23 protein-coding genes and 1 tRNA gene are annotated in these 21,216 nt (G+C 61.5%); 6 read left to right on the top strand and 18 right to left on the bottom strand.

Features of this window, described 5'->3' with window-relative positions; genetic code table 11:
- Positions 1–4: 4 nt before the first annotated feature.
- The 10 genes from F6X40_RS28330 to F6X40_RS28285 all read right to left on the bottom strand — a co-directional run bounded on the left by F6X40_RS28330 (position 5) and on the right by F6X40_RS28285 (position 10,144).
- Positions 5–1,264: a hypothetical protein gene (locus F6X40_RS28330; RefSeq protein WP_187630091.1), complete on the bottom strand. Its 1,260-nt coding sequence runs from the start codon at positions 1,262–1,264 to the stop codon at positions 5–7.
- A 320-nt stretch (positions 1,265–1,584) separates the two neighbouring features.
- A complete protein-coding gene (locus tag F6X40_RS28325; RefSeq protein WP_187630090.1) occupies positions 1,585–1,866 on the bottom strand; it encodes a hypothetical protein in 282 nt (93 codons plus the stop codon).
- A gap of 29 nt (positions 1,867–1,895) precedes the next feature.
- Positions 1,896–2,600 (bottom strand): hypothetical protein, encoded by a 705-nt coding sequence (locus F6X40_RS28320; protein ID WP_187630089.1) that lies wholly within the window; start codon positions 2,598–2,600, stop codon positions 1,896–1,898.
- 23 nt (positions 2,601–2,623) lie between these two features.
- Positions 2,624–3,064 carry a single-stranded DNA-binding protein gene (locus F6X40_RS28315; RefSeq protein ID WP_187630088.1) on the bottom strand — a complete coding sequence of 147 codons (441 nt, stop codon included), beginning with the start codon at positions 3,062–3,064 and terminating at the stop codon, positions 2,624–2,626.
- 211 nt (positions 3,065–3,275) lie between these two features.
- Positions 3,276–4,490 (bottom strand): AAA family ATPase, encoded by a 1,215-nt coding sequence (locus F6X40_RS28310; protein ID WP_187630087.1) that lies wholly within the window; start codon positions 4,488–4,490, stop codon positions 3,276–3,278.
- Positions 4,487–5,530: a PriCT-2 domain-containing protein gene (locus F6X40_RS28305; protein WP_187630086.1), complete on the bottom strand. Its 1,044-nt coding sequence runs from the start codon at positions 5,528–5,530 to the stop codon at positions 4,487–4,489. Before F6X40_RS28305 ends, F6X40_RS28310 begins: the two co-directional genes overlap by 4 nt.
- Positions 5,527–5,955 carry a hypothetical protein gene (locus F6X40_RS28300; protein ID WP_187630085.1) on the bottom strand — a complete coding sequence of 143 codons (429 nt, stop codon included), beginning with the start codon at positions 5,953–5,955 and terminating at the stop codon, positions 5,527–5,529. The genes F6X40_RS28305 and F6X40_RS28300 overlap by 4 nt, the downstream gene beginning before the upstream one ends.
- Positions 5,956–6,131: 176 nt before the next feature.
- Entirely contained in the window at positions 6,132–6,842 is a 711-nt protein-coding gene (locus tag F6X40_RS28295) for a hypothetical protein (RefSeq protein WP_187630084.1), read from the bottom strand.
- Positions 6,843–6,914: 72 nt separating this feature from the next.
- Positions 6,915–8,291 (bottom strand): tyrosine-type recombinase/integrase, encoded by a 1,377-nt coding sequence (locus F6X40_RS28290; RefSeq protein WP_187630083.1) that lies wholly within the window; start codon positions 8,289–8,291, stop codon positions 6,915–6,917.
- A gap of 866 nt (positions 8,292–9,157) precedes the next feature.
- Entirely contained in the window at positions 9,158–10,144 is a 987-nt protein-coding gene (locus tag F6X40_RS28285) for an aldo/keto reductase (protein WP_187630082.1), read from the bottom strand.
- A gap of 754 nt (positions 10,145–10,898) precedes the next feature.
- On the opposite strand from F6X40_RS28285, the gene F6X40_RS28280 reads away from it, so the two are divergent.
- A complete protein-coding gene (locus F6X40_RS28280) occupies positions 10,899–11,165 on the top strand; it encodes a hypothetical protein (protein WP_184063838.1) in 267 nt (88 codons plus the stop codon).
- Between the two features lie 820 nt (positions 11,166–11,985).
- Here the strand turns inward: F6X40_RS28280 and F6X40_RS28275 are convergent.
- Together F6X40_RS28275 and F6X40_RS28270 are read right to left on the bottom strand one after the other, a co-directional pair.
- Entirely contained in the window at positions 11,986–13,131 is a 1,146-nt protein-coding gene (locus F6X40_RS28275; RefSeq protein WP_187630081.1) for a C1 family peptidase, read from the bottom strand.
- 180 nt (positions 13,132–13,311) lie between these two features.
- Positions 13,312–13,575: a hypothetical protein gene (locus F6X40_RS28270; RefSeq protein ID WP_187630080.1), complete on the bottom strand. Its 264-nt coding sequence runs from the start codon at positions 13,573–13,575 to the stop codon at positions 13,312–13,314.
- Between F6X40_RS28270 and F6X40_RS28265 the strand changes: the two genes are divergently transcribed.
- The 4 genes from F6X40_RS28265 to F6X40_RS28250 all read left to right on the top strand — a co-directional run bounded on the left by F6X40_RS28265 (position 13,535) and on the right by F6X40_RS28250 (position 15,974).
- Positions 13,535–13,900, top strand: a complete 366-nt coding sequence (locus tag F6X40_RS28265; RefSeq protein ID WP_187630079.1) for a hypothetical protein — start codon at positions 13,535–13,537, stop codon at positions 13,898–13,900. The genes F6X40_RS28270 and F6X40_RS28265 overlap by 41 nt on opposite strands.
- 453 nt (positions 13,901–14,353) lie before the next feature.
- Positions 14,354–14,695, top strand: a complete 342-nt coding sequence (locus F6X40_RS28260; protein ID WP_187630078.1) for a DUF4148 domain-containing protein — start codon at positions 14,354–14,356, stop codon at positions 14,693–14,695.
- Positions 14,696–15,280: 585 nt separating this feature from the next.
- A tRNA-His gene (locus F6X40_RS28255) sits at positions 15,281–15,353 on the top strand.
- Between the two features lie 351 nt (positions 15,354–15,704).
- Complete coding sequence (locus F6X40_RS28250; RefSeq protein ID WP_184003324.1) at positions 15,705–15,974, top strand: hypothetical protein; 270 nt, start codon at positions 15,705–15,707, stop codon at positions 15,972–15,974.
- Between the two features lie 223 nt (positions 15,975–16,197).
- Here the strand turns inward: F6X40_RS28250 and F6X40_RS28245 are convergent, their stop codons facing one another.
- Together F6X40_RS28245 and F6X40_RS28240 are read right to left on the bottom strand one after the other, a co-directional pair.
- Positions 16,198–16,440, bottom strand: a complete 243-nt coding sequence (locus F6X40_RS28245; RefSeq protein ID WP_187630077.1) for a DUF6566 family protein — start codon at positions 16,438–16,440, stop codon at positions 16,198–16,200.
- A gap of 147 nt (positions 16,441–16,587) precedes the next feature.
- Positions 16,588–16,785: a hypothetical protein gene (locus tag F6X40_RS28240; protein WP_013089281.1), complete on the bottom strand. Its 198-nt coding sequence runs from the start codon at positions 16,783–16,785 to the stop codon at positions 16,588–16,590.
- Positions 16,786–17,025: 240 nt separating this feature from the next.
- Here F6X40_RS28240 and F6X40_RS42660 point away from each other — a divergent pair, with 240 nt between their 5' ends.
- Positions 17,026–17,286 (top strand): hypothetical protein, encoded by a 261-nt coding sequence (locus tag F6X40_RS42660; RefSeq protein WP_262421569.1) that lies wholly within the window; start codon positions 17,026–17,028, stop codon positions 17,284–17,286.
- Positions 17,287–17,321: 35 nt separating this feature from the next.
- On the opposite strand, the gene F6X40_RS28230 is transcribed toward F6X40_RS42660, so the two are convergent.
- From F6X40_RS28230 to ssuD, 4 genes are all read right to left on the bottom strand, one after another.
- Positions 17,322–17,537: a molybdopterin-binding protein gene (locus tag F6X40_RS28230; RefSeq protein ID WP_008922916.1), complete on the bottom strand. Its 216-nt coding sequence runs from the start codon at positions 17,535–17,537 to the stop codon at positions 17,322–17,324.
- Between the two features lie 58 nt (positions 17,538–17,595).
- Complete coding sequence (locus tag F6X40_RS28225) at positions 17,596–18,615, bottom strand: ATP-binding cassette domain-containing protein (RefSeq protein WP_187630075.1); 1,020 nt, start codon at positions 18,613–18,615, stop codon at positions 17,596–17,598.
- On the bottom strand, positions 18,612–19,460 hold the full coding sequence (gene ssuC / locus F6X40_RS28220; protein ID WP_187630074.1) for an aliphatic sulfonate ABC transporter permease SsuC: 849 nt from the start codon (positions 19,458–19,460) through the stop codon (positions 18,612–18,614). Before ssuC ends, F6X40_RS28225 begins: the two co-directional genes overlap by 4 nt.
- Positions 19,461–19,534: 74 nt before the next feature.
- Positions 19,535–20,695 (bottom strand): FMNH2-dependent alkanesulfonate monooxygenase, encoded by a 1,161-nt coding sequence (ssuD, locus tag F6X40_RS28215; protein WP_187630073.1) that lies wholly within the window; start codon positions 20,693–20,695, stop codon positions 19,535–19,537.
- Between the last annotated feature and the right edge of the window lie 521 nt (positions 20,696–21,216).

Below are 21,216 nucleotides of genomic sequence, written 5' to 3'. Positions count from 1 at the left end.
AAGGTCAGAGCTTGTGCTTGATGCGCACAATTACATCCCGGCGCCGCCGCCGCCCCCTGTTCTCTGCTCCGAAATATTCCGACATGAGCCTGTAACCGAATGACGTACCGGCACTGACTGCGGCAGCTGCTACCGCAACGACACCGGTGGAGCCTGTCATCAGGTTCGAAGTTGCGCCGCCAATCAGCCCGACGCCAAAGTCCGAGACAGAATACTTGGCGTATTTTTTCAGGGTTGTTTCAGCCTTCAGCTTTGATGCGATGCTTGCGATTTCCTCCTTGATCAGCACCTTCTGGTCGTCGTCATTGCAGTACGCGACCTCGGCAATCGTATCCTTGAGTTGGGCCAACAGTTCAGAGTCGTTCTTGATCGCGACAATATCATCCCAAAGAGCCTCCGACAGATTCGGTACCTGTATGGAACTGACGATCTGATCGGTCTTCGGCTTAAGGTTGCCACCTGTACGAACATAGTCGTAAACAAGCCGGTCGCCCGGCAGCGTATCGAGAAGACTCGATGAATATTTGGTGGCCACGATGGAATGGATGAGTCCCATTGCCAGAATTCCCGCCTTGTCTCCGAACCACATTGGATCGCCCTTCCGCAACCCGTGCGAAGGCACGTCTCGACTGACTTCAAGACCGATTGGGCCGACACGCACGCCAGCCGAATAATTGTCCTGTTTAAACCGTTGAGTAATCTCTTTGATCACATCCGGCTTATCCTGCAGATCGATGACCGACTTTCTGAGCAATTCGACCTCGGGTTCCACGGCTAGCTCCCATGGATGAAGCACGATATGTCCAGCGTCGATCAGAGGCCGAAGCTTCATCAGCTGCGCGACGAGCGGTGGCAGTGTCGAGTTGAGGAACGCGAAGCGCTCAGGTATGTCCGTTGACCAATAGCTCTTCCATGGTGAGGTTACTTGTGGAATCTTGGAGTAGCTCTTGCTACCGCCTTCTGGCAAGCGCTTCCAGAGCATCGAAGCACGCGGTGCCAATAAACTGAACAGCGGGTCCGGCAACATGACTTGCTTCGAGAATAGAAGGGGTAGTCCAAGCTCTTCAGCAGGCTTTCTATTTTCGACGATCTCGGTCGCCGTGAAGAGGCTCTGGCTGAAGCGTCCTACCGATGGGGGCGGGGCTTTCAAATAACAATTCTGGATGTCATCCGCCATTTGCCCCACGGCCTTCCGACAGTAGGTGGCGAAGTCAAGGTTGGGACGATCAAAATCCCATTTTCTTATAACGCCAAAAATATCCATTCCGCCGCGCGCCTCATCGCCGAGTCGAAACGCGCAATATAACCTAGGAACTCGTTTGAAACTGATCACTGCCAGAGGCCGGAAGCACCGGAGACACTGGCGCAGTGCCCGTGGCCACGTCCGATCATTTGCACGCATGACGCCTTCTAGGCGGGGCGACACCGTTATTAAATTCCGTTTCGGGAGCTTTAGCTAGGGAGGCAATGCGCGCGATCGTAGCCCGTGGGGCCTGAGCACTACCAAGGACCCGTAAGCTTCGCGAAAGCATTCCGGGCATCCTTGTTCGGGAGTTCCCGGAGTTCCATCGCGCGCCAGTGCCTTCACTCTCCGCGCCGCCGCGCATCCGCCCTGACAATCCGCGCGCCGAGCTTCGTGGTGGGCGCAGGCGGTGGCGCGAGCCCCAGGCGTTTTTCGTTGGCAGCGATGATGCGCGCCGCTGCCTTGTTCGCCTCACGCACCACACGGGCGGTCTCACGCTGGGCCGCCGCTTCGCGGTCACGGCGGTCTGCTTCCGCGAAAATCTGCTGCATCTTCGCAATCAGTCGCGGATCGGCACGTAACAGGTGCGCGTATGCCGCAGGGCCTTGTTTCTCGGTGGTCATGATGTGCTCCTTTGTTGAGTGGTGGGCGGTCAATCGAGCCCCGCGTCGTGGAAGAAGTCCCGTCTGAATGCCGGTGAGGTTGACGTGAGTTCCGGCCATGACAGCCATGCGACCGGCCATACCGCGTGATCGTGTTCGCGCAGTACACGAAGCCCCTGGTCTTGTAGCGCGGCGACAAGGTTATGCGCAGGCCCGATACCGCTGCCACTCGCCTTCGATTGGCGCCTGCGAACTTCGATGAGCGAGAGCTCAAACGCGAGCATGCGCTCAAGCGGCGCGCGCAGCGCATTGACTGCGGTGTTGAACTCAGTGTAGGTGGCTTCGCGCCGTGCGATCAGGTCACGCGCTGCCGTTTCGAGCTGGGCTTCAACGGCTTGGTTCAGGTCGGCATCGAGGGCCGCACGGCGTTGCGCAATCACGTCTAGCGCGGCGTGTGCCGTTAAACCATCTTCAAGCGCCTTCGCCGCCGCGTGTTCGGCTTCGGCAATGCCCGCGTCAATTGAGGCCGTGTCGGCTTCGTGCGAATCGATGAGTGCAAGTGCCTGTGCCTCGGTTCGAGCCCGCTGCAGGCTCTGAATCTCGCCGCTATGCCCATCTGCGGCCTCCACGAGCGCGGCGAGGCGCGGCACTTCGCTCGTGAGCTTTGCGCGCGCCTCGCGCAATTGGCGAATGTGAGCCGCGCCGAGCGTGAGTGGGTCTTTCGCATCGGTTACCTTCTCTGCTGCCTTCGTCATGATCTGCCTCCAGTGGTGAGACTTCAAAACGCCACGTCGCCGAGTTCGTCATCGTGAAAATCGCGGCCGCTGCGCTGCGGTGAAGCTCGTGCGCCATTCGCATGCTTCGCCTCGGCGCGTGCCGCGTGCTGCTGCTGCGCGTTGGCGACTTCCGCGCGTTTGTGGCGCACGTGATAGGCAGACACGAGCCCGTGCGTCACCATCGACATCGACACTCGCGCCTCGCCGTTATCGGCGTTCCATATCCCCAGTTCGAGCGGGCCGGTCACGCTCACCGAATCGCCCTTCGAGAGCGCGAGCAGTTCGTCGCGCACGTGGGCGTCGAATGCCATCACCCGCGCAAAAATCACGCTATCGCCACCGGTCGGCACGCGTAGTGTGGCGAGCGCGTATGCATTGCCGTTCTTCGCGGTGCGGGCCTCCGGGTCTTTCGCGAGCGTGCCGCTCACCAGTCCGTCAATCACGATTGCCTCCCTTCGCGCGCGCGCACGTACCCCTCTTACGTCTGTGCATCTGTCGCTTTCTGAGGTGTCTGTCAGCGGCTCATACACCTGTTGCATCTGCTGCGCCTAAGCCACCAGTAAGGCTATTGCTCCACAGACGTCGATAGACGTAAAAGAAGTAATAGAAATAACACTTACCTACACACGTAACAGATACAGAGAGACTCTGGGGTCAATCAACCTCTTCCGTGGAGCAATAGAACGGCGCAAGCCGGTCAGCGGAACCGCTGCGCAAACCGGTCGGCGGAATGCGCCATACCCACGGCGCAGACGGGTCGTTACCGCCGCGCCGGATCAGCACCCCCATCTCGTCGCGCGCCATCCGCTGCACCCCGCGATAGGACACGCCGCAGGCTTTTGCCTGGGCTTCAACGTCAATGCTTGGCACTTCGTCGCGTCCGTCGAACAGGTCGGATACGAATGCACGCATTGCCTCGATGCGTTCATCTTTCGCCGCATCCGATTCGATAGCATCCGCAATCGTTTCTGGTACGCCGGTCAGCACACGGCCCCACTGCACGCCCATCGTGTGAAACGTTTCGCCGTGCCAGTCGAACGAAAGCGGCGCGAGATGGAACACGACCCCGCCATCACGGCGCGCAATGTTGGTCTTTACGCGCAGTAGCACACGCCGTTCGCTGTCGGACTCGCGGACGACCACCAGACACGAACGCGCGACAGCGGCCCACGCCTGACTTCCCAAAATGCGCGCTTCAAGCGTGCGATCCTTCGTTGACTTACCGAAGTGCGTCACGCCGATCACTGATGCGCCGGTCGTTTCAGCGAGTTCCTGTACGGGGCGAAGGGAGTGCCGCACATCACGCGCGTCATTGCCGCTACCGGTGCTCATCAGTGCCATCACCGGATCGAGGACCACCATGCCGATTTCGTGTTCAGCAACGGCGAGTTTCAGAAGCTCGATATCGGTTGACGGGTCGAACGGTGTGACGTGGCCTGCGGCGTCATAGCGTGCCTTCGGAATAAAGATGCGTTCCATGTCCGCGCCCATGCCGCGCAGACGGGGCAATAGCGTGTCCTGGATGCCTTCCTCGCCTGAATAGATCAGCACGTTGCACACTGGTGCGCGCGAGCCGTCAGGCAGACGCCCTCCTGTCGTGAACGCGGCGGAGAGCGCGGACATCAGGGTGGATTTGCCTTCGCCACTGTGCCCGGCCACAACATGCACCGCGCCGCGTGCCAGATACCCGGGCCACAGAAATTCAACATGCTTCATGCTCATCGCGTTCCCCTGTTGGAGAGTGACGCCCTCGACGTGATCGCCGGATTTGCCGTGCCCGTTCGCCGCGCTGCGTGCGCGTCGCCGCCCCTTTTCAATCGCGGCCCGCTCGCGTGCCTGCTGTGCTTCCCACTGGCTCGCGGCGGTCATTCAGCCACCTGCAACGCGGCGCACACAAGGTCACGAACGTCAGCCGCTGAAGTTGCGGCACGCATCTCATTGAAGTCGCCTGATGCGCACGCGCGGGGGAATACTGGCAGCAGGTAGTTCGCTGCGGCTGGCGAGCCGGTCACGGCTTCGAGCGCGGCGGCGGCTTCGAGCGCTGCGAGCCTGCCGGGATTGCCGTTGCGCGGCAGGCCGTTCGCATCGCGGTCGTCGTCGGCGCAAACCAGCATGCGGCGGTGCGGATACTGGCGAGCGAGCGCAAGCGCAACGGCGGGGAGATTGCCTGCGGAGAACGTTGACACGCACCAGCACCACGGCAGGCATTCAGCGAGCGTCGCGGCATTGGCCCAGCCTTCGGCAAACAGCACGGGCTGCTGTTCGCAGGAAGGATCACGCGCATCGAGCGGCTCTGGCCATTCGACAAGGTGGAATGCACCAGCGGCCCGCGTCCCTCTGGAAAACCGCTTTTCGCCGTCCGGCGTGATGGTCTGCAGCCCGACGAATTCGGCGCTCGCGCTATCGAACATACCTATCAAAAGATCGTCGCCATCCTGGCGGGCGAAATGCGGCAGCACGCGCTTTTTCAGCAGATACGGATGCTGCGGATCGGCGGTGCGGGCGGCTTCGTGCCGGTCCCATAGCGCGGCCAGCATCGTTGCGGTGTCGGCGTCGCGGATCGGCTCGCGCTTGCCCGGTGCCGACTTGCGAGCCCAGGCCGCACGCACGGGCGGCGGATTCGAAAGGCGCGCCGGTTGCCATCCGAATGACTTCGCGATATAGGCGAGCGTGCCGGGACCGATACCGGCGTCGGTGGTGATCGAGCGCCACGTCGCGCCGAAGTTCTTCTCGTCAAACGAGTCAGGTGCGGATGCGGACCAGTCGCGGGCTTCGTTTTCACCAATACCTGCCGAGCGCGCGGCCATCAGCGTGCGGACCCATTCGGCGCGCGGTAGAGCCGCCGGAATTGTCCATAGCTGCGAGCGAGCGCGGGCGAGCGCATCAGCCTCATTCGCGGCGGCGGTCATGACGCGTCTCGCGCGCGCTCGACCTGTGTGGCACGCTCACGGATGGGGGACGGACGTGGGTCGCCACGGGTCAGCTGTGCCACGGAATCCGGTGGCCACATCAGGCGGCCACTCGCGAGCTTGACTGGCACCAGACCGAAATAGGAGCCCGTATCGCAAAGGCGGCGGCGGATAGTGCCCGGAGTGATGTTCAACTCGCGCGCAAGTTCGGCGGTCATCAACGGGCCCGCTTTAACGGGAGGCCCGCGTATCGAGTGCGCCTGCGGCGGCTGGCTTTCGCAAGATGGCACAGCGTCGTCTGGCGAATCAGATACAAGAGCCGCCAGCGCAGCCAGCGCTACCGCATGCGCCAACTGAAACGCCTTCTGTGCGTCGCGCAGCGTCGCGGCGAGTGTAGTCAATTGAGAGGCATTGCCGGCTTGCATCGTGTCACCTTTCCGCATCGGCGGCATTGGTTGCAACACAATGCATTCAAGTGGTGGGAAATTTCCCCGCCAAGCATAACGAAAAAATCCAGAAAACCCTTACGGGTGCTGGCTTTGGGCCGATTCTCGTGTGTGGGGAAAACGATGGGGAATCGATTCCCACGTTCCCCACTACGTCACTTTTGCTTTTTGGCCCACCATTTGTCGCCTTGCAGCGCCTCACGCTTCACGGTGCCGGGATTGTCATAACGTCCTTTCGGCCCGGGAATTCCGCGCTGTTGCATTACTTCCAGCACCCGTTTTGAGTAGCCGTCTAAAGTGCCACGCACGCCATTGTCCTTATCACGAGCATACAGTTCGTCGGCTATTGCCCGCGCAGCATCCCTCCAGTCCGAATGTTTCGCAGGGGGCTCGTCGTTGCTGGCGTGCGTGGTAGCCTCAAGGTCTTTGCGCAAGCCCGCGTAGGCGACCAGAAACATGAGCAAGTCAAAGCCGCGCACCGCAAGCCAACCGCGCGGTATCGCGGTGCCGCCAGTCAATCGCGCATCGGTGCCATCCGCAAAACGCACCCCCACCATCGCGCTGTCAATAGACGAGTGCACGCAAAACAGGCGCAGGGTTTCATGCGTAATCGGTATGCTCGCGCTTTCGATGCGCTGCCCTGCCGTGGTTGCAGTGACAACGTGAAAATCGAGCGATGGCGTCAGCAGCCAGACGGGCAGTGATTCGTGAATATCCGCAAGCGGCCCGATGCCGGTGCACAAGGTACCGAGCAGCGAATCTACCGTCCACTTCACACCGCCTGCGTGCGTGCGCTCGGTCAACCATTCAGCCGCTCTTTCAAGCGTCAGCCAGTCCGGCAGTGTGAGACCATAAGCGTCAGCCATTGCCGCGCCTCCCTAAAGGCGGGTTTGTGGTCAGGCGGCGCACCCCGTTCGCGCGGGGCGCGCCGCCGTCCATTATTTCACGGCATGCAAGCCCTGTTCTGCCTGCTCGGGCTTGAAGTCAATTCCGCCCTGCTCCAAAATCCACGCCTCCAAGCGGTCATGCCACTGGCGCAGCAGGTCCAACGGCCTCACGCGGTAATGCTTTTCGGCAGTGGCGCTCGGCTTGTGGCCCATGATTTGCGCCACGATACCGGTCGGCAGTTCGACCCATTCGGACAGTGTGCCGAACGATCGCCGCAGGCCGTGCAGCGTCACGGGCGGAATGCCTGCTATCTGACAAACACGGTGTAGCGCGTTATTCGGGGATGCAAGTCGGCCATCACTTGATTTTTTGCTGCTGAAAACCCACTCGCTTGGCGTCCACGTTTCGCCCCGCGTTTCGAGGCGACGCAGTTGGCGCACGTTCGGCGGCATTTCATTGATGTGTTTGAGTTCGAGCAGAAGACTCCCAAAATAAGGCGTCAACGGAATCGTGCGCCCGGTGTCCTCCAGCTTGTCAGCGATGTGCAGGCTGCGCCATTTGAAATCGATAGCTGTCCATTTCAGACCGGCCAATTCCTCGCGGCGCGCGCCGGTAAGCAGCAGGCCAATCAAATACGCTTCCATAACCGGATTTTCAAGCTGACGCACGGCGGCAAACCAAGCGGCCAGTTGCTCGCGCTGCAGGCCGTCACTCTTCGCCCCGCGCTTCGGGAGCTCATCTTTCGATATGCGCGTGGAAACGGCCTGCGGGTCCATCAGCCCGCGATAGTCTGCCTTTGAATCGCACCACCCTGCGAAAATGCGCAGCAGGTTGAACGCAAGGCGCGCACGTGCCGGGCGCTTCGCCGCTTCCACCGCCAGCCATTCGGCCACGCGTTCGGCGCTCAGGTCCGCGAGCCGCAGGTCGAGCAGCGGCGCGAGCGGTCCCGGTTCCGTCAGACCCTTGCCGCGAAGTTTTTTCTCTCCGCCCGGGCTCGCGACAGTTACATGGTCGCGATAGTGCAATTCAGACCACTTCGGACGGCGCTCGGCTATGTAAGCGTCCCACGCAGCACGCAGGGTTACGGCTTCGCGTTGTGCGGTAATGCGGCGAGTTTCGGCGGCGACGCGGTCGGCCTCCATCGTTTCGCGCTTTTCCTCGCGCGGGTCTTTCCCTGCGTCAATCATCCGTTGCAGTTCGCGGGCACGCTCGCGGGCGTCGTCAATGTCATACGCCGATTCCTTGCCGATGGTGATGCGTATTTCCCTCCCCCCAAGCGGTCGCTGGAATATGTAAGCCTTTGCGCCCCGCGCGGTCGCGCGCAGTGCCAGCCCCGCCTGTTCCGAGTCCCAGAGGAAACTTTGCTGCTTGCCAGGCTCGCATGCAAAATCCCGCACGCGTCCCGCCGTCAGTTTGATTCGTGCCATTCCTATTCACCCCCGTCGCACTTACATCAGACCGCCCATCGGCCCGTGTAAGTGCCCGTGTAAGTGAATTATAGCAATATCACGCCATTTGACACCATGCGGCGGCACTCACGCAAAACACACAAACCATTGTTTTTCATGCATTTTTACCGTTTCTTCGCATCTGCCTCCATGCTGCAAAACGCGCCATGGAAAGGATTGTGATTCCTGTCGTCGTGGGTTCGAGTCCCATCAGCCACCCCAGAGAATTCATTAGAATCAATCGTTTATCAAAGTTCGTGGATTTCACAAAGTGAAATTCGGAACGAAAACGAGGATTTCGGAATAAGCCCGCCATCGAGCGGGCTTTTTTGCGTCTCAGTCGGGGCGAAGAGGACACGTCCCCGCTCCGAAGTCTGGCTGGCGCCCGAAAATGACGAAGGGCCGGTTTTTTCTTGACTACCAATAGTGGTGCGAGGGAGGGGACTCGGCCCACCACTCGTCGACATTCTCGCGTTTGATCGGCACGATGCAACGGTCATCACCAGTTGCCGAGACTTCCGGGCGGCGGTTCGTCGGCGACCGCACACGATCCTGAACCGACGTTCGACATGGCGAGCCATCTACGGCTCTTCCCGAGGTAGAGCAGACGTTCACGGTGTACGACTCAAGCACCCTTGGCCAAAGCTGCTATTTGCGTTGTCGCTCGTCAGGAGCGGCTGGATGACCTGACGATCATCCAGCGCCAATGCATCAGAATGTGGAACTGCCGAAGGTACTACAAGGCGCTCAATAAAAACAAACCAAACCTCGACGACTGACGTCGACCGCCTGATCGCCACCTTCGAGGCTTGCCTCGCGGAGCTCGCCTGATCGTCCGTGCTGCGCTACCGATCGAGATTCGATAGCATCGCCGGCAGGTAGCGCGCACCCGCCGTCTTGTGCTGCGAGAGGAAAGCGCGAATGCTTTCCAGCTCGGCGGCCGTGAGCGTGACTGAAGCCGCCCCCAGGTTTTCCTCGAGGTACTTGCGCCGCTTGGTGCCCGGGATCGGCACCAGATCGTTGCCTTGATGAAGCAGCCATGCGAGGGCAATCTGGCCCGGCGTCACGGACTTGTCCTTCGCCAGCGCCTTGACGAAGTCGGCGAGCTTGATGTTCGCGTCGAAATTGCTGCCCTGAATGCGCGGATCGTTGGCAGCACGCCAGTCATCGGCGGGCAACTCTTCCGCCCGCTTCGCCGTGCCGGTCAGAAACCCGCGGCCAAGCGGACTATATGGCACAAAATTAATGCCGAGTTCACGAAGCGCCGGCAAGACCTTGTCTTCGACACCGCGCTCGAACAGCGAATATTCACTCTGCAGGGCGGAAACCGGTTGCACCGCGTGCGCCCGCCGGATGGTATCGACGCTCGCTTCGGACAAGCCAAAAAAGCGCACCTTGCCGGCCGCGATCGCATCCTTCACCGTGCCCGCAACATCTTCGATCGGCACATCAGGATCGACCCGATGCTGATACAGTAAATCGATGTGATCGGTCTGCAAGCGCTTTAGCGAAGCATCAATCACTCCCTTTATGTGCGCGGGGCGGCTATTGAGGCCGCGCACACCATTTTCAAAGGCAAAACCGAACTTGGTCGCGATCGTGACCTCGTGCCGGCGCCCCTTCAACGCACGGCCGAGCAGTTCTTCGTTGGTGAATGGGCCATAGATTTCCGCAGTATCGAAAAACGTACAACCCAGTTCGATCGCCCGATGGATCGTTGCGACCGATTCCTCGTCGTCCGGCGTGCCGTATGCAAAGGACATCCCCATGCAGCCCAGCGCGATCTCCGACACCACAAGTCCTTCACGTCCAAGCTTCCGAGTCTTAAGCATGCTGCTCCTCCATCGAAAAGTGCTCCGTTTACGATGGCATATGCAGGAAGAGGATGTTAGTCAGATCCTCTTGATTCATTGCCTGATTGTTCCGGACAGGCGCGCAATGAGAGTCGTAACTTCTTCGCGACCAAGACAGACCTTAAACCCAGCCGGTGTTTAGCCTACCGACTCCAGCAGCGTGCTCAAGCCATGTGCTAACCGCGCGCGATTACATGCCGGCGTGCCTGCCTTGATCTCGGGGTAATCGTTCGATCCGTGCAAAATCTGGCGGTAACGGCGCCATCTTTCAGTTCACGGTGCCCGTCGATCCAGCCGTTTCAGCGTAAGCCGGCCTCGTACTCTGCACCTCAAGGTATCGCGTCGCCGGCCTCCGCCCTCCGTCAATGGCTACGAGTTACATGATGGCCGGCCGGCGAGCGTCCGATGTCCGGCTCAGAGCCGATATCCGAATGTTCGCCACGACGCGCGGTCGAAGGGCTGAAGATGGCCGGTTGCAGTCTCATGCAATGAGCATACGCTGCCTGAACTTCGCACGAGCTGCGATCGGAAGCACGCGACCCCTATGCGCCATTCAAAGCGCCAATTTAGGTGACTGGTATGCAGCCAGAAGATGCCACCCCGCCGGGCAGCCTTCGACAACCAGCCGAAGCCGCCTGTCATCAGTGCGGCGTGATGTCGCCTGGCACCCGGCCATGAGGACGCGTTGTGGGACAATCCAGTTCGGCAACCACTAGTCTGGAGGGCGAACGCCATGGATTCGTCATACATCAAACTGACAACCCCAATCGTCGACAGCCGGTCAGCGCTGTGGTTCTCCGCGTATGGCTTCGGGTGGGGATACTGCGCCTTCGAACTCAGACCGGAGGTTGTTTGCGAATACCTCGGAGCGGCAGACGAAAGCCAGAAGCAGTTGCTGCTCGCGTTTCAGTTGGGAAAGCAAAAGTTAGTGGGAGTTGCGGAACGCAAAATACCTCCATCGAGTGGAGAGCGCATCGAGATTACTGGCCAGGATCTTTAAGCCGCGCTGCAGCAGTGCACACGACCGGCCGGTTCGGTCTAAGCACCCGTCATTCGCGCATGAAGTCGGACTGACCGGACCTGGCCGCCTCCTGCATACCGGGTTAATAAGGCCGGGATTGTTTCCAGCCGATGCACCGCCGCTGTGGTGCCAATAGCTTGTCAGGGTGCCAGCGACCGGGACGAGCGGCGTGCCGCGCCCAGTTCCGTCCTCGCTCGCGTCGAAGCCCTCCCCTCGCAATGAGTGCGCGACGAGCAACGTTTCAGATTCCGCGTCGATGCGCTGATTGCTCGTCGTGAGCGCTCGCGCGATTTCGGGTATCAAGCCACCGTCGCACTCGAAGTCCGTCCCGAGTCCACCACTGCCTTGAGTGCGCGCGCTAAGGGTTGGGGCAATTCCTTGCCCCGCTTTGCGGCTCGGCGGAGGATGCCCGCGCAGGCTTTCTCGCCCAGCGCCGTGGCGGTGAGCCTGCCGATGCGGGACACTGCCGCGATTGCGTGGCACTCGGCTTCTCGCTTGTGCCATGCCCGCGATAGAGTCCGGACATAAGTCCACAACCACCCTTTCTCGTGATCAAGAATTGCCTTGCGAATGGGAGGCGACCATGTAAGAGATGTCGGGCTTGCTGCTGGTTTTGCCCTGTCTTTCTTCAGGGTTCTGGGGTGGGGCGGCGCAGCCGCCCCCCTCCCATGACATTCGACAGAACTGGTTCACCGCTCGGCAGGGCGAAGCGGCATAGTTCCCTCACCTATAGGACTCGCGAGACGAGGGCAACGTCAAGCTGACCAGTAATGTCAGTTGACGATACCGTTTCGCGCTACTAATCCGCGCTGTCGATCCGAACCAGCGCTTGTGCGTCCAGCAAGCTGTGTTGCAGCCATTCGTAAGTGACATAGGCCAGCCCGCCGTCGCCCCAGCCCGATGACCAGGAGTTCTTAATGATGAAATATCCGCCGCCCGCGACCTGATCGCTGTCCTGGTAGCCGACGACTAGAATTTCGTGACCGCACAGGCTGGTCCCGCAGCTGTCCGCCTTGATGACCCACGACACGACGCCGCCCTTGTACGTCGCAACCTGAAAGTCGAGGTTCGCGTTGATGGCCATGACCACGGGGTAGCCGCGATACAGCGCTTGCTTGATCCGGCCAATGGACGCATAGAGCTTGTGCGCCGTGGTCGTCCGAAATCCTGAGGAACTCGCTGCGGTAGAATCCTGCTGCCGGGTATCGCTGCCGCCACCCTGCGCCTCGGTAGCCGAGCAGGTGGCATTGGGATACTTGCGGTTGTAGTTGGTGCAATACTTGTCATCGCCATTGTATGGCCAGGATTTCTCCGGAACGAACTTGGTCTTGTTGTCGACGAATGCAGCGATGGTGTCGTACGGGTCGAGTCCGGCGTTGTTCCAGGTGTTGGTCAGTCGCTTTCCCTGGAAGTACGTGTTCTGTTCCGACAGTTTGGTACTGTTCTGCTGCCTCGATAGCAGCAATTCCGTTGCGGCGTTCAGGGAGAACGCTACGCACGTGCCCCGTTCGCTCTGATCTTTGATATCGCTCTTCAGGGATTCGAGATTCGTGATAAGAGCGCTGTGGCCCACCCCCAAGGAGTCCGAATCGGCCGTGTCACAACCTTCCAGGCCGCTCGGGCAACTGTTCTTGCTCGCCTGGGTCAGCCGCACCTTGTAGTTGCCGAAGAGTTGGACCATCGAGTCGGAGACCCCGACGTTGGAAACAAGGTCCTTTCCCACGTCCTGGTAGCTGATCACCTGACGGGTGACGCTGGAGAGGTCGGCCTCATAGCGGGTGTCGCTTCTCGCGTCACCGTAGCTCGGCGCGTAGAAGCCGGTATCTGAGGAGCTGTTACTGTTACTGTTACTGCTACTGTTTCCACTGCTGCCATCGCCCCCGCCGCCCCCACAAGCTTGAAGCGAAAAGAGAATGACGAGCAGAGTTACACGGGCAAGTTTCATGAGATTTTCTTGTCGGCGCCGGCGCGACGGCGCTGCCGCGAACACAAACGACGCGATGTTTTGACGAACCCCGATTTGGCTCAAAGCCACCTGCGCGGGTCAGACCGGGGACCATTGTGGCGTAAAGCGCGACTGCATCGGGTATGGCCTTACACTACAGCCGCCACCGGAATTGGGCTATCACACGAAAGTCTGGAACGCCGGTACGGTGGGATATACCGGCACCGCGTTTAGCGTTGCCTGGATATACGGGCGCATAGTGATGCCTTCAGGATCGGGTGCGTACGCCACCTTGGCAACGGAGTCCGCGTCGCCCCTTACTAGCGCCGCATTGCACCGATCGAATAGCGACGCGATTTCGTGATAGACCTGCGGTACGTGGACTTCGCCTGCAAAGACGCCAGTGCTGAAAACAACTGCAGCGGCGATCAGAATCTTCTTCATCTTTGCCTTCACTCCATTTAAATGGGACGCCAGCGCGGCATCGGGGAACTACGCCCAATTGGTGGCTCTGGTTACGCGCGAACCTCTCAGCTATCACCAGTTATCCCTGACTGGCAAGCAGCGCCAACATCAACAGAGCGGTTCGGTTGATTTCGGTATCCTGAGATTAATGCCGCCTAATCGCTCGCCCGCGACGACGAGTGGCGACATTACACCCAAAATTGATTTTATCGTCAACTTTGATGTTGTTATTTTGTTTTCAGCGGACGCTGAGTCGGTTTTGGCGCGAAAGAAGGCGCAGTTGCGGCGCCGCGGAGGACGGTAAATCGGCTATCAGGGGGTGTCGTTGCAGCCGAACTCCCGTAGACCATGTAGCGGCGATGAAGGGCGACCCCCAGCGACCCGATACTCAGCAGCCTGCGCTGGCCCGGCCGGCTGCCGGCCGTGAAAGAGGAAATCTACGCCAGCGGATCCCGGCCCGGACGACACCATCGGGTGACGCAAAAGGTGCTGGCTTCGCTGCATGCCTGAGCGTTCAGGTGCCGATGCGCACGACGGAGGAAGTTCGGTTTTTTCGAACCTCATGCATCTTTTCTTCTGCTTTCTGTGGATAGCTCCTCTCCGTACGATTATTCATGGTTATCGAGGAGGTGTCACATGCAAGCCCTGTTCAGGTCGCGCGACATTGAAGCTGTCCGCTTCCATACCGGCGCCCCGTGATTGTCGTTTCGCTAACCTGATGTTTCTGTTTCTGACTTTTAGAATTGGAGAATTAACCATGGCTAAAGCGTTTATCTCCGCTCTCGTACTCGTGCCCATCCTCGCGCTGCCCACGATCGCGTCCGCTAGCAGCAACGGTCCCCTGACGCGTGAGCAGGTGCGCGCGGAACTCGTCCAGCTGCACCAAGCCGGCTACGACCGCAACCACGGTGACGCGCACTATCCCACGCACCTCCAAACCGCGCTGGAGAGCGTGGGGGACCAGCAGCAGGCGCTCAGTGGCTACGGTGGGGCGTACTCGGGCTCCGCAGCCTTCGGTGCACCCACCAAGCCGGGCTCGTCAGGCACCGCCGCACCCGCCCAGCCGGGCTGGGATCATTCAATCTACAAAGGAAGCTGATCGGCTATCGGCCGAATGGCCGCGCGGTTTGAACCGCCCGGCGTAGTGACACACATGGCGAGCGGCATCGTCGCCGCTTCGTCGTCTGCAACACTGCGTCGCGTAGGTTGGCCTTCCATCGTCTTTTAGAACTGGCGACAGTTTCATTGCGTTTGGCGCCGGAGCGAATTCGTTATTCGCTCCGGCGCTTTGTCGTTTGCAATCGCTTAGCGCCAATGAACGCCCGGTGACGTTGCAGACTAACGGCAGGAAAGGCGAGCAGTTGCATACGCTGACGGCTCCGCACATTGTGAAAATGTCGCCAGCGATCCAAGCGCGGACGTTGCCGCTACAAGGTCCGCTCCACCTCCGCGAAGAGACGCTAATGGGTCGGCATGCGCGAGTCCGCTCCGGGTCGATCTGAGCCTGTCCTCGTCGTTGCAATTCGCAACGAGCGGGCCACCACTAACACCACTGCATGCACATGCAGTCCCAGAAGCGCAATGCACGGTCCAATTTTCGGAACGACTCACCGCGAACCCGCATGCCACCGTGCGTGAAAAGGCGCGTCTGTTCCGAATTTAGTTTGTGAGACCGTTGTCTGACGCGGCTGCGAGGCATTTTGACGGCTGGATTGTGATTCCTGTCGTCGTGGGTTCGAGTCCCATCAGCCACCCCAAAGAATTCAGGCAAACGGCGTTGTGAGCAATCACAACGCCGTTTTTGTTTTGCTGACGGCCTTCTGCGTTTTCCACGATATCTGTGCGGTTTTCCGCCCCGCAATCACCCCTTCCCGCCTTCTCCCGCCTCTCAAAAACCGCTTGGCCAACAGGGCCGGATCACCGGTCCGCCTTGCGGTGCGTACGTCTGAACGATTGTTTCTTCGTCGAGAATAGTAATTTCAGATTATCGGCACAAATTTTCAATAGTAGGGGTATACACTGGCTTCCATCGACGTTGCAGACACCTGGTTGACTGGCTCCTGCAACATCTTCCTGAAATGCAGTCGAAACGTTATCGGAGTCCTACCATGAAGACCAAGTTTATCGCCGCCCTGCTGATTGCCGCTTCCGCCTCGATCGCCGCTCCCGCTTTCGCCAGCGGCTATGGTCCGGCACCGTACTACCGTCCGTCGGTTGGCGCGCCGGCTTCGCAACAAGGCCAGAACGCGCAGACCGTCGCTGCTGAACGCGCCAACGCGCAATCGAATGCATACGGCGGCGTGAATAGCGTGTCGACGCAATCGGGCACACGCAGCGAACCCACGTCGGGTCCGCAATCGGTGTTCTTCGGCCACTAAGCCGCCAGCAGTACCGTCAGATCCGCTGCCTCTGAGGCAGCGATCAAACTGGGCGCCGCGCATGCAGTATCGATGCCGGCGCCCAGTTGCATTTACGGCAGCCGTGGTACCCGGTACGTTGCCCGGGTAGCGTTCGGTTTGCAACCGTTGTCTCGTGCGCCTGCCGCTTCCTTGCCTCATCCGAACACGGCGCCCCCTTCCATCGCGACGCGGCTATCCGCGTCTAACTCGCCAGCCCCGCATCGATCAATTCGCGCGCCGCGCGAAAAGCCGCCTCGGCGGCCGCATGCTCGGTGGACCACAAGCTATCGATATGCACGAGCTGCCAGTCGACCACCGTCGAATCGTCGCGCCGCACCCGGAAATGCGCCTTGACGCCCGTCAGCACCTGTTCGACCGCCACCTCGATGTCGTGGTCGCCATAGCGCGCCTGATAGTCGCCCATGTCGACGCCCTTCGGCTCCATGCTCGTCTCCGTGGTTTCGCTGATCGCGGGTAGCCGCACACGCGCGTCCAGCTGGTGTCGCGCTGGCCAATCACCTGCTCGCGACTCACCCGCGACGCGCCGCCTCGCTCTACACACCGGCCGTGCGGCCGGCCGCCGATCAGCGGATCAGTTGCAATCGCCGGAAAGATACTGCCGGCCGTTGCAGTTGATTTCGACCCCACCACTGCCCGCTTCGGCAACCAGGTCGCATGCCAGCAACTCCGCCGCAACGGACTGCGCGACTTCGGGCGCCGTCTGTCCGACGCCGACGTCGTTCAGACGCCGCAACGCTTCGACCGCTTCAGGACTCAAGGACTTCGACATGGCCGTCTCCGTCGGAATGCTCAATTCATCGTAGCAAGTTTCATCGGCGGATGCAGGTGTGCGCGCCTGACGAGCCGCTCCCCGGAGCGTCGAGCCTGGCAATTGGTGTCTGAAACCGGCGTGACCGTTAGGAGCACGCCTCAACGCGCCAGCAGCGGCCCCGGAACGCGGCCTGCTACTAGCTAATCGTGCACACAGCCGCGTGTCTGCAGACGGCACGCGACATCGAAGGAGAACGACATGAAGCGAGGCAATTGGGCCACGTTGACGGCCACCACCGCCGCGCTGGCGGCGCTCTTCGCGAGCGGCGCCAGCGCCGTCGCGCAGACGGCGCCCAGCGCGCCGCCGGACAGCCATGCGCCGATGGCCAAACCGCCCGAGGCGGCATCGGGCGCCGGCAGTTCGAGCAACCCGGACAACATGCCGATCAAGCGGCCGGCGAAGCCGACCAACGACCACATGTCGCACGAGCCGCCCGCCAGCGGCGCAAACGCGAAATAGCCGCTGCGCACGCCACTCGCATGGGCGGAGCGTCATCAAAGCCGCGCGATCGACACCTCGGTCGACTTCACGAGCGCGACCACCTCCGAGCCGACTTTCAGTTCGAGTTCGTCGACCGAGCGCGTCGTGATCACCGACGTGACGATGCCGAACGGCGTCTCTACGTCGACCTCGGACACCACCGAGCCGCGGATGATTTCCTTGACCTTGCCTTTGAACTGATTGCGCACGTTGATGGCGGAAATGCTCATTTCAGATAATTCCACAGAAGCAGTTGATAACGGAATCGGATCGATTTGCCAGGAAAACTCAGACGGCCCAGCGCACTTCGGTCGGCCGCGTGAGACGACCGGGTTCGGGCAAGCCATACGGGTCATAGGGCTGATACGCGCGATGCGCCAGCGTGTCGTCGTTCGGCGCGTTTCTCAGCACGCGCTGCAGCACGTGGTCTTCGAGTGCGGCGAAGCCCGCCGACGCCCGCGCGCGCGGACGTGCGAGCGCGACCGGCTGATCGAGCGCGATGCGGCCTTCCTCGATCAGCAGAATCCGGTCGCCGAGCGCGACGGCTTCGTGCACGTCGTGCGTGACGAGCAGCGCAGTGAAGCGATGCTCGCGCCACAGCCTTTCGATCAGCCTGTGCATTTCGATGCGCGTCAACGCATCGAGCGCGCCGAGCGGCTCGTCGAGCAGCAGCAATTGCGGACGATGCACGAGCGCCCGCGCGAGCGCGACGCGCTGCCGCTGACCGCCCGATAGTTGCGCGGGCCAGTCGTTCGCGCGTTCGAGCAGGCCGACTTCGGCGAGCACCGCGCGCGCATCGTCGCGCGCGCCGCGGCCGAGGCCGAGCATCACGTTTTGCAGCACGCTTTTCCACGGCAGCAGACGCGCATCCTGAAACATGATGCGGGTGTCGAGCGGACCGCCGTTCCCGGCGCGCTTTTCGAGCACACCCGAGCTGGCTTCTTCGAGACCCGCGACGAGCCGCAGCAAGGTCGACTTGCCGCAACCGCTGCGGCCGACGATCGCGACGAAGCTGCCCCGCTCGATCGACAGATCGAAGCCCGACAACACCTCGCGCTCGCCATAGCGCTTGCCGACGCCGCGCAATTGCACCGCGTAGTCGCTTGCGGGGCGCGCGTCGCTGCGGGCCAGAGCGGTGGCGGGTTGCAAGCTCGGTTGCGAGCCGCAATGCGCCACCGCCGCCCCGTCCCGCTCAACCTCCGCAGCCTCGTTCGCGTCGTGATCCGCGAGCCGCGGCTGCGCGAGTTCGGTCTCGAGATCGCTGCCCGCGACGCCGCCGAACGTCGTCGATAGCGTCGTTGCGCTCATGCTTTTGCTCCTCGCTGATAGGCCGGATGCCAGCGCAGCGACACGCGCTCGAGGCTCTTCGCGAGCATGTCCGCGAGTTTGCCGAGCGCCGCGTACAGCAGAATGCCGACCACCACCACATCGGTTTGCAGGAATTCGCGCGCGTTCATCGTCATGTAGCCGATGCCCGATTGCGCGGAAATGGTCTCGGCGACGATCAGCGTGACCCACATCAGACCGAACGCGAAACGCACGCCGACCAGAATCGACGGCAGCGCACCCGGCAGAATCACGTGGCGGTACAGCGCGAAACCTTTGACGCCATAGCTGCGCGCCATCTCGATCAGGTTCGCGTCGACCGAACGGATGCCGTGAAACGTGTTCACATAGACCGGGAAGAACACGCCGAGCGCGACGAGGAACACCTTCGCTTGTTCCTCGATGCCGAACCACAGGATCACGAGCGGAATCATCGCGAGCGCGGGAATGTTGCGGATCATCTGTACGGTCGAATCGAGCACGATTTCCGCGGGTTTGAAGAGACCCGTCGCCAGTCCGAGCACGAGACCGATGCCCCCGCCGATCGCGAAGCCCGACACCGCGCGCCAGGTGCTGACCTTCACGTCGGCCCACATTTCGCCGGACTGGATCAGCGACCATGCGGCCTTCACGACCGCGAGCGGCTCGGGCAGCACGCGCGTCGACAGCGCACCGCTGCGCGCGGCGATTTCCCACGCGAGCAGGATCGCGATCGGCGCGAGCCACGGCAGCAGGTGCGCGCCGAAACGGCGCAACGCGGCAGCGCGCGCCGTGGACGCGGGCTGCGGGGTTGCCGCCGTTCCCGCGCTCAAAGTGGTGTCACTCATGTTGGCTTTTCTCCTTGCCTGTCGATCGTCGTGCGCGTGTCGCGCAAGCCGCGCGACCCATGCTATGCGCGCGCTCAACTCGCGCTCGCCGCCTTCGGCAGATGGCTGGTGCCGACGATTTCGCCGAACGGCCCCGACAACGGCCCGTTGGCAACCTTGCTGAAGCGTTGCGGCAGCAGCGGAAACACGAGTTCGGCGAAGCGGTAGGATTCCTCGAGATGCGGATAGCCCGACAGGATGAACGTCTCGATGCCGAGCGCCGCGTACTCCTTCATACGCGCGGCCACCTGCTCCGGACTGCCGACCAGCGCGGTGCCCGCGCCGCCGCGCACGAGCCCCACGCCCGCCCACAGGTTCGGATAGATCTCGAGCTGCTCGCGCCCGCCGCGCTTGCCGCCGTGCAGCGCGGCCATACGGCGCTGCCCTTCCGAATCCATCTTCGCGAACGACGCCTGCGCACGCGCGACCGTGTCGTCGTCGAGCTTGCTGATCAGCTGGTCGGCCGCGGCCCACGCTTCCTCCTCGGTCTCGCGCACGATCACGTGCAGACGGATGCCGAAGCGAATCTGCCGGCCGCGCGCCGCGGCGCGTGCGCGAATGTCGGCGATCTTCTTCGCGACCGCTTCGGGCGGCTCGCCCCACGTCAGATAGGTGTCGATGTGCTCGGCCGCGATAGCGTGCGCGGCCGCCGACGAGCCGCCGAACCACAGCGGCGGATGCGGGTTTTGCACCGGCGGATATAGCGCCTTGCCGCCCTTCGACCGCAAATGCTTGCCGTCGAAATCGATCGCTTCGTTGCTGTGCGACGCGGCGAGCAGCTTGCGCCAGATATGCAGGAATTCGTCGGTGATTTCGTAGCGCGTGTCGTGATCGACGAACACGCCGTCGCCGGCCAGTTCGGCCGCGTCGCCGCCCGTCACCACGTTGATCAACAGACGCCCGTTCGACAGCCGGTCGAACGTCGCCGCCATACGCGCGGCGAGTCCCGGCGACGACAGCCCCGGGCGAATCGCGACGAGGAACTTCAGCCGCTGCGTCACGGGAATCAGGCTCGACGCGACGACCCAGGCGTCCTCGCACGAGCGGCCGGTCGGCAGCAGCACGCCCTCGTAGCCGAGCGTGTCGGCGGCGACGGCGATCTGCCGGAAGTAGTCGTAGTCGGCTGCGCGTGCGCCTTGGGACGTACCGAGATAGCGGCTGTCGCCGTGAGTCGGAATGAACCAGAACACATTCATGTTGTTACTCCTGCCTGTTCCTGACGTAATGAAAACGGTGAGCGCGAGCGCCGGCCGCGCGCATCGAGCCGGCAACCGGCAAGGCGCTGCGACGCGTTGAAGGATTGAGAAACGGACGATGGACTCAGGCCATCGGCAACTGCGTCAAATCGATGAAGGCTATGCGCCTGGCGGACGACACCGCGAACACGACCGCGCGCGGGCCCTGCGACAACGGAGATTCGGCGTGAGGCTCGACATTGCGACGGCTTTCCTCGACCAACGTGCGCGTGATGCGCTCGATTTATCGGATGACGGCGACACCCGAGCCGTCTGCATGAGGAAACAGTCTATGGAGCGGTCCGCGGCTTTTGAACGATTTTATTGAGCTTAGGATTTCCGCTTTCGTGATTAGCCCGGTGCTACCGCATAGGGTTGTTGCGCTTTATACACGCGGCCCCGGCCGCCCAACCCCGGTCGATATAATGGCGCTCGTTTCCAATCACCCGGTACAGGTCTTGCGATTCGCGTCGCCTGTACGT

The organism is Paraburkholderia sp. UCT31 (assembly GCF_014397655.1).
GTDB lineage: Bacteria > Pseudomonadota > Gammaproteobacteria > Burkholderiales > Burkholderiaceae > Paraburkholderia > Paraburkholderia tuberum.
Note: the sequence above shows the minus strand (reverse complement) of the source record. Positions and strands in the feature narration are given on the sequence as shown.

Bases quoted from the DNA above. Each gene is read 5' to 3' on its own strand.
- F6X40_RS28330 (WP_187630091.1), bottom strand. From the start codon at position 1,264: ATGGATATTTTTGGCGTTATAAGAAAATGGGATTTTGATCGTCCCAAC.
- F6X40_RS28325 (WP_187630090.1), bottom strand. From the start codon at position 1,866: ATGACCACCGAGAAACAAGGCCCTGCGGCATACGCGCACCTGTTACGT.
- F6X40_RS28320 (WP_187630089.1), bottom strand. From the start codon at position 2,600: ATGACGAAGGCAGCAGAGAAGGTAACCGATGCGAAAGACCCACTCACG.
- F6X40_RS28310 (WP_187630087.1), bottom strand. From the start codon at position 4,490: ATGACCGCCGCGAGCCAGTGGGAAGCACAGCAGGCACGCGAGCGGGCC.
- F6X40_RS28305 (WP_187630086.1), bottom strand. From the start codon at position 5,530: ATGACCGCCGCCGCGAATGAGGCTGATGCGCTCGCCCGCGCTCGCTCG.
- F6X40_RS28300 (WP_187630085.1), bottom strand. From the start codon at position 5,955: ATGCAAGCCGGCAATGCCTCTCAATTGACTACACTCGCCGCGACGCTG.
- F6X40_RS28295 (WP_187630084.1), bottom strand. From the start codon at position 6,842: ATGGCTGACGCTTATGGTCTCACACTGCCGGACTGGCTGACGCTTGAA.
- F6X40_RS28290 (WP_187630083.1), bottom strand. From the start codon at position 8,291: ATGGCACGAATCAAACTGACGGCGGGACGCGTGCGGGATTTTGCATGC.
- F6X40_RS28285 (WP_187630082.1), bottom strand. From the start codon at position 10,144: ATGCTTAAGACTCGGAAGCTTGGACGTGAAGGACTTGTGGTGTCGGAG.
- F6X40_RS28280 (WP_184063838.1), top strand. From the start codon at position 10,899: ATGGATTCGTCATACATCAAACTGACAACCCCAATCGTCGACAGCCGG.
- F6X40_RS28275 (WP_187630081.1), bottom strand. From the start codon at position 13,131: ATGAAACTTGCCCGTGTAACTCTGCTCGTCATTCTCTTTTCGCTTCAA.
- F6X40_RS28270 (WP_187630080.1), bottom strand. From the start codon at position 13,575: ATGAAGAAGATTCTGATCGCCGCTGCAGTTGTTTTCAGCACTGGCGTC.
- F6X40_RS28260 (WP_187630078.1), top strand. From the start codon at position 14,354: ATGGCTAAAGCGTTTATCTCCGCTCTCGTACTCGTGCCCATCCTCGCG.
- F6X40_RS28250 (WP_184003324.1), top strand. From the start codon at position 15,705: ATGAAGACCAAGTTTATCGCCGCCCTGCTGATTGCCGCTTCCGCCTCG.
- F6X40_RS28245 (WP_187630077.1), bottom strand. From the start codon at position 16,440: ATGGAGCCGAAGGGCGTCGACATGGGCGACTATCAGGCGCGCTATGGC.
- F6X40_RS28240 (WP_013089281.1), bottom strand. From the start codon at position 16,785: ATGTCGAAGTCCTTGAGTCCTGAAGCGGTCGAAGCGTTGCGGCGTCTG.
- F6X40_RS42660 (WP_262421569.1), top strand. From the start codon at position 17,026: ATGAAGCGAGGCAATTGGGCCACGTTGACGGCCACCACCGCCGCGCTG.
- F6X40_RS28230 (WP_008922916.1), bottom strand. From the start codon at position 17,537: ATGAGCATTTCCGCCATCAACGTGCGCAATCAGTTCAAAGGCAAGGTC.
- F6X40_RS28225 (WP_187630075.1), bottom strand. From the start codon at position 18,615: ATGAGCGCAACGACGCTATCGACGACGTTCGGCGGCGTCGCGGGCAGC.
- ssuC (WP_187630074.1), bottom strand. From the start codon at position 19,460: ATGAGTGACACCACTTTGAGCGCGGGAACGGCGGCAACCCCGCAGCCC.
- ssuD (WP_187630073.1), bottom strand. From the start codon at position 20,695: ATGAATGTGTTCTGGTTCATTCCGACTCACGGCGACAGCCGCTATCTC.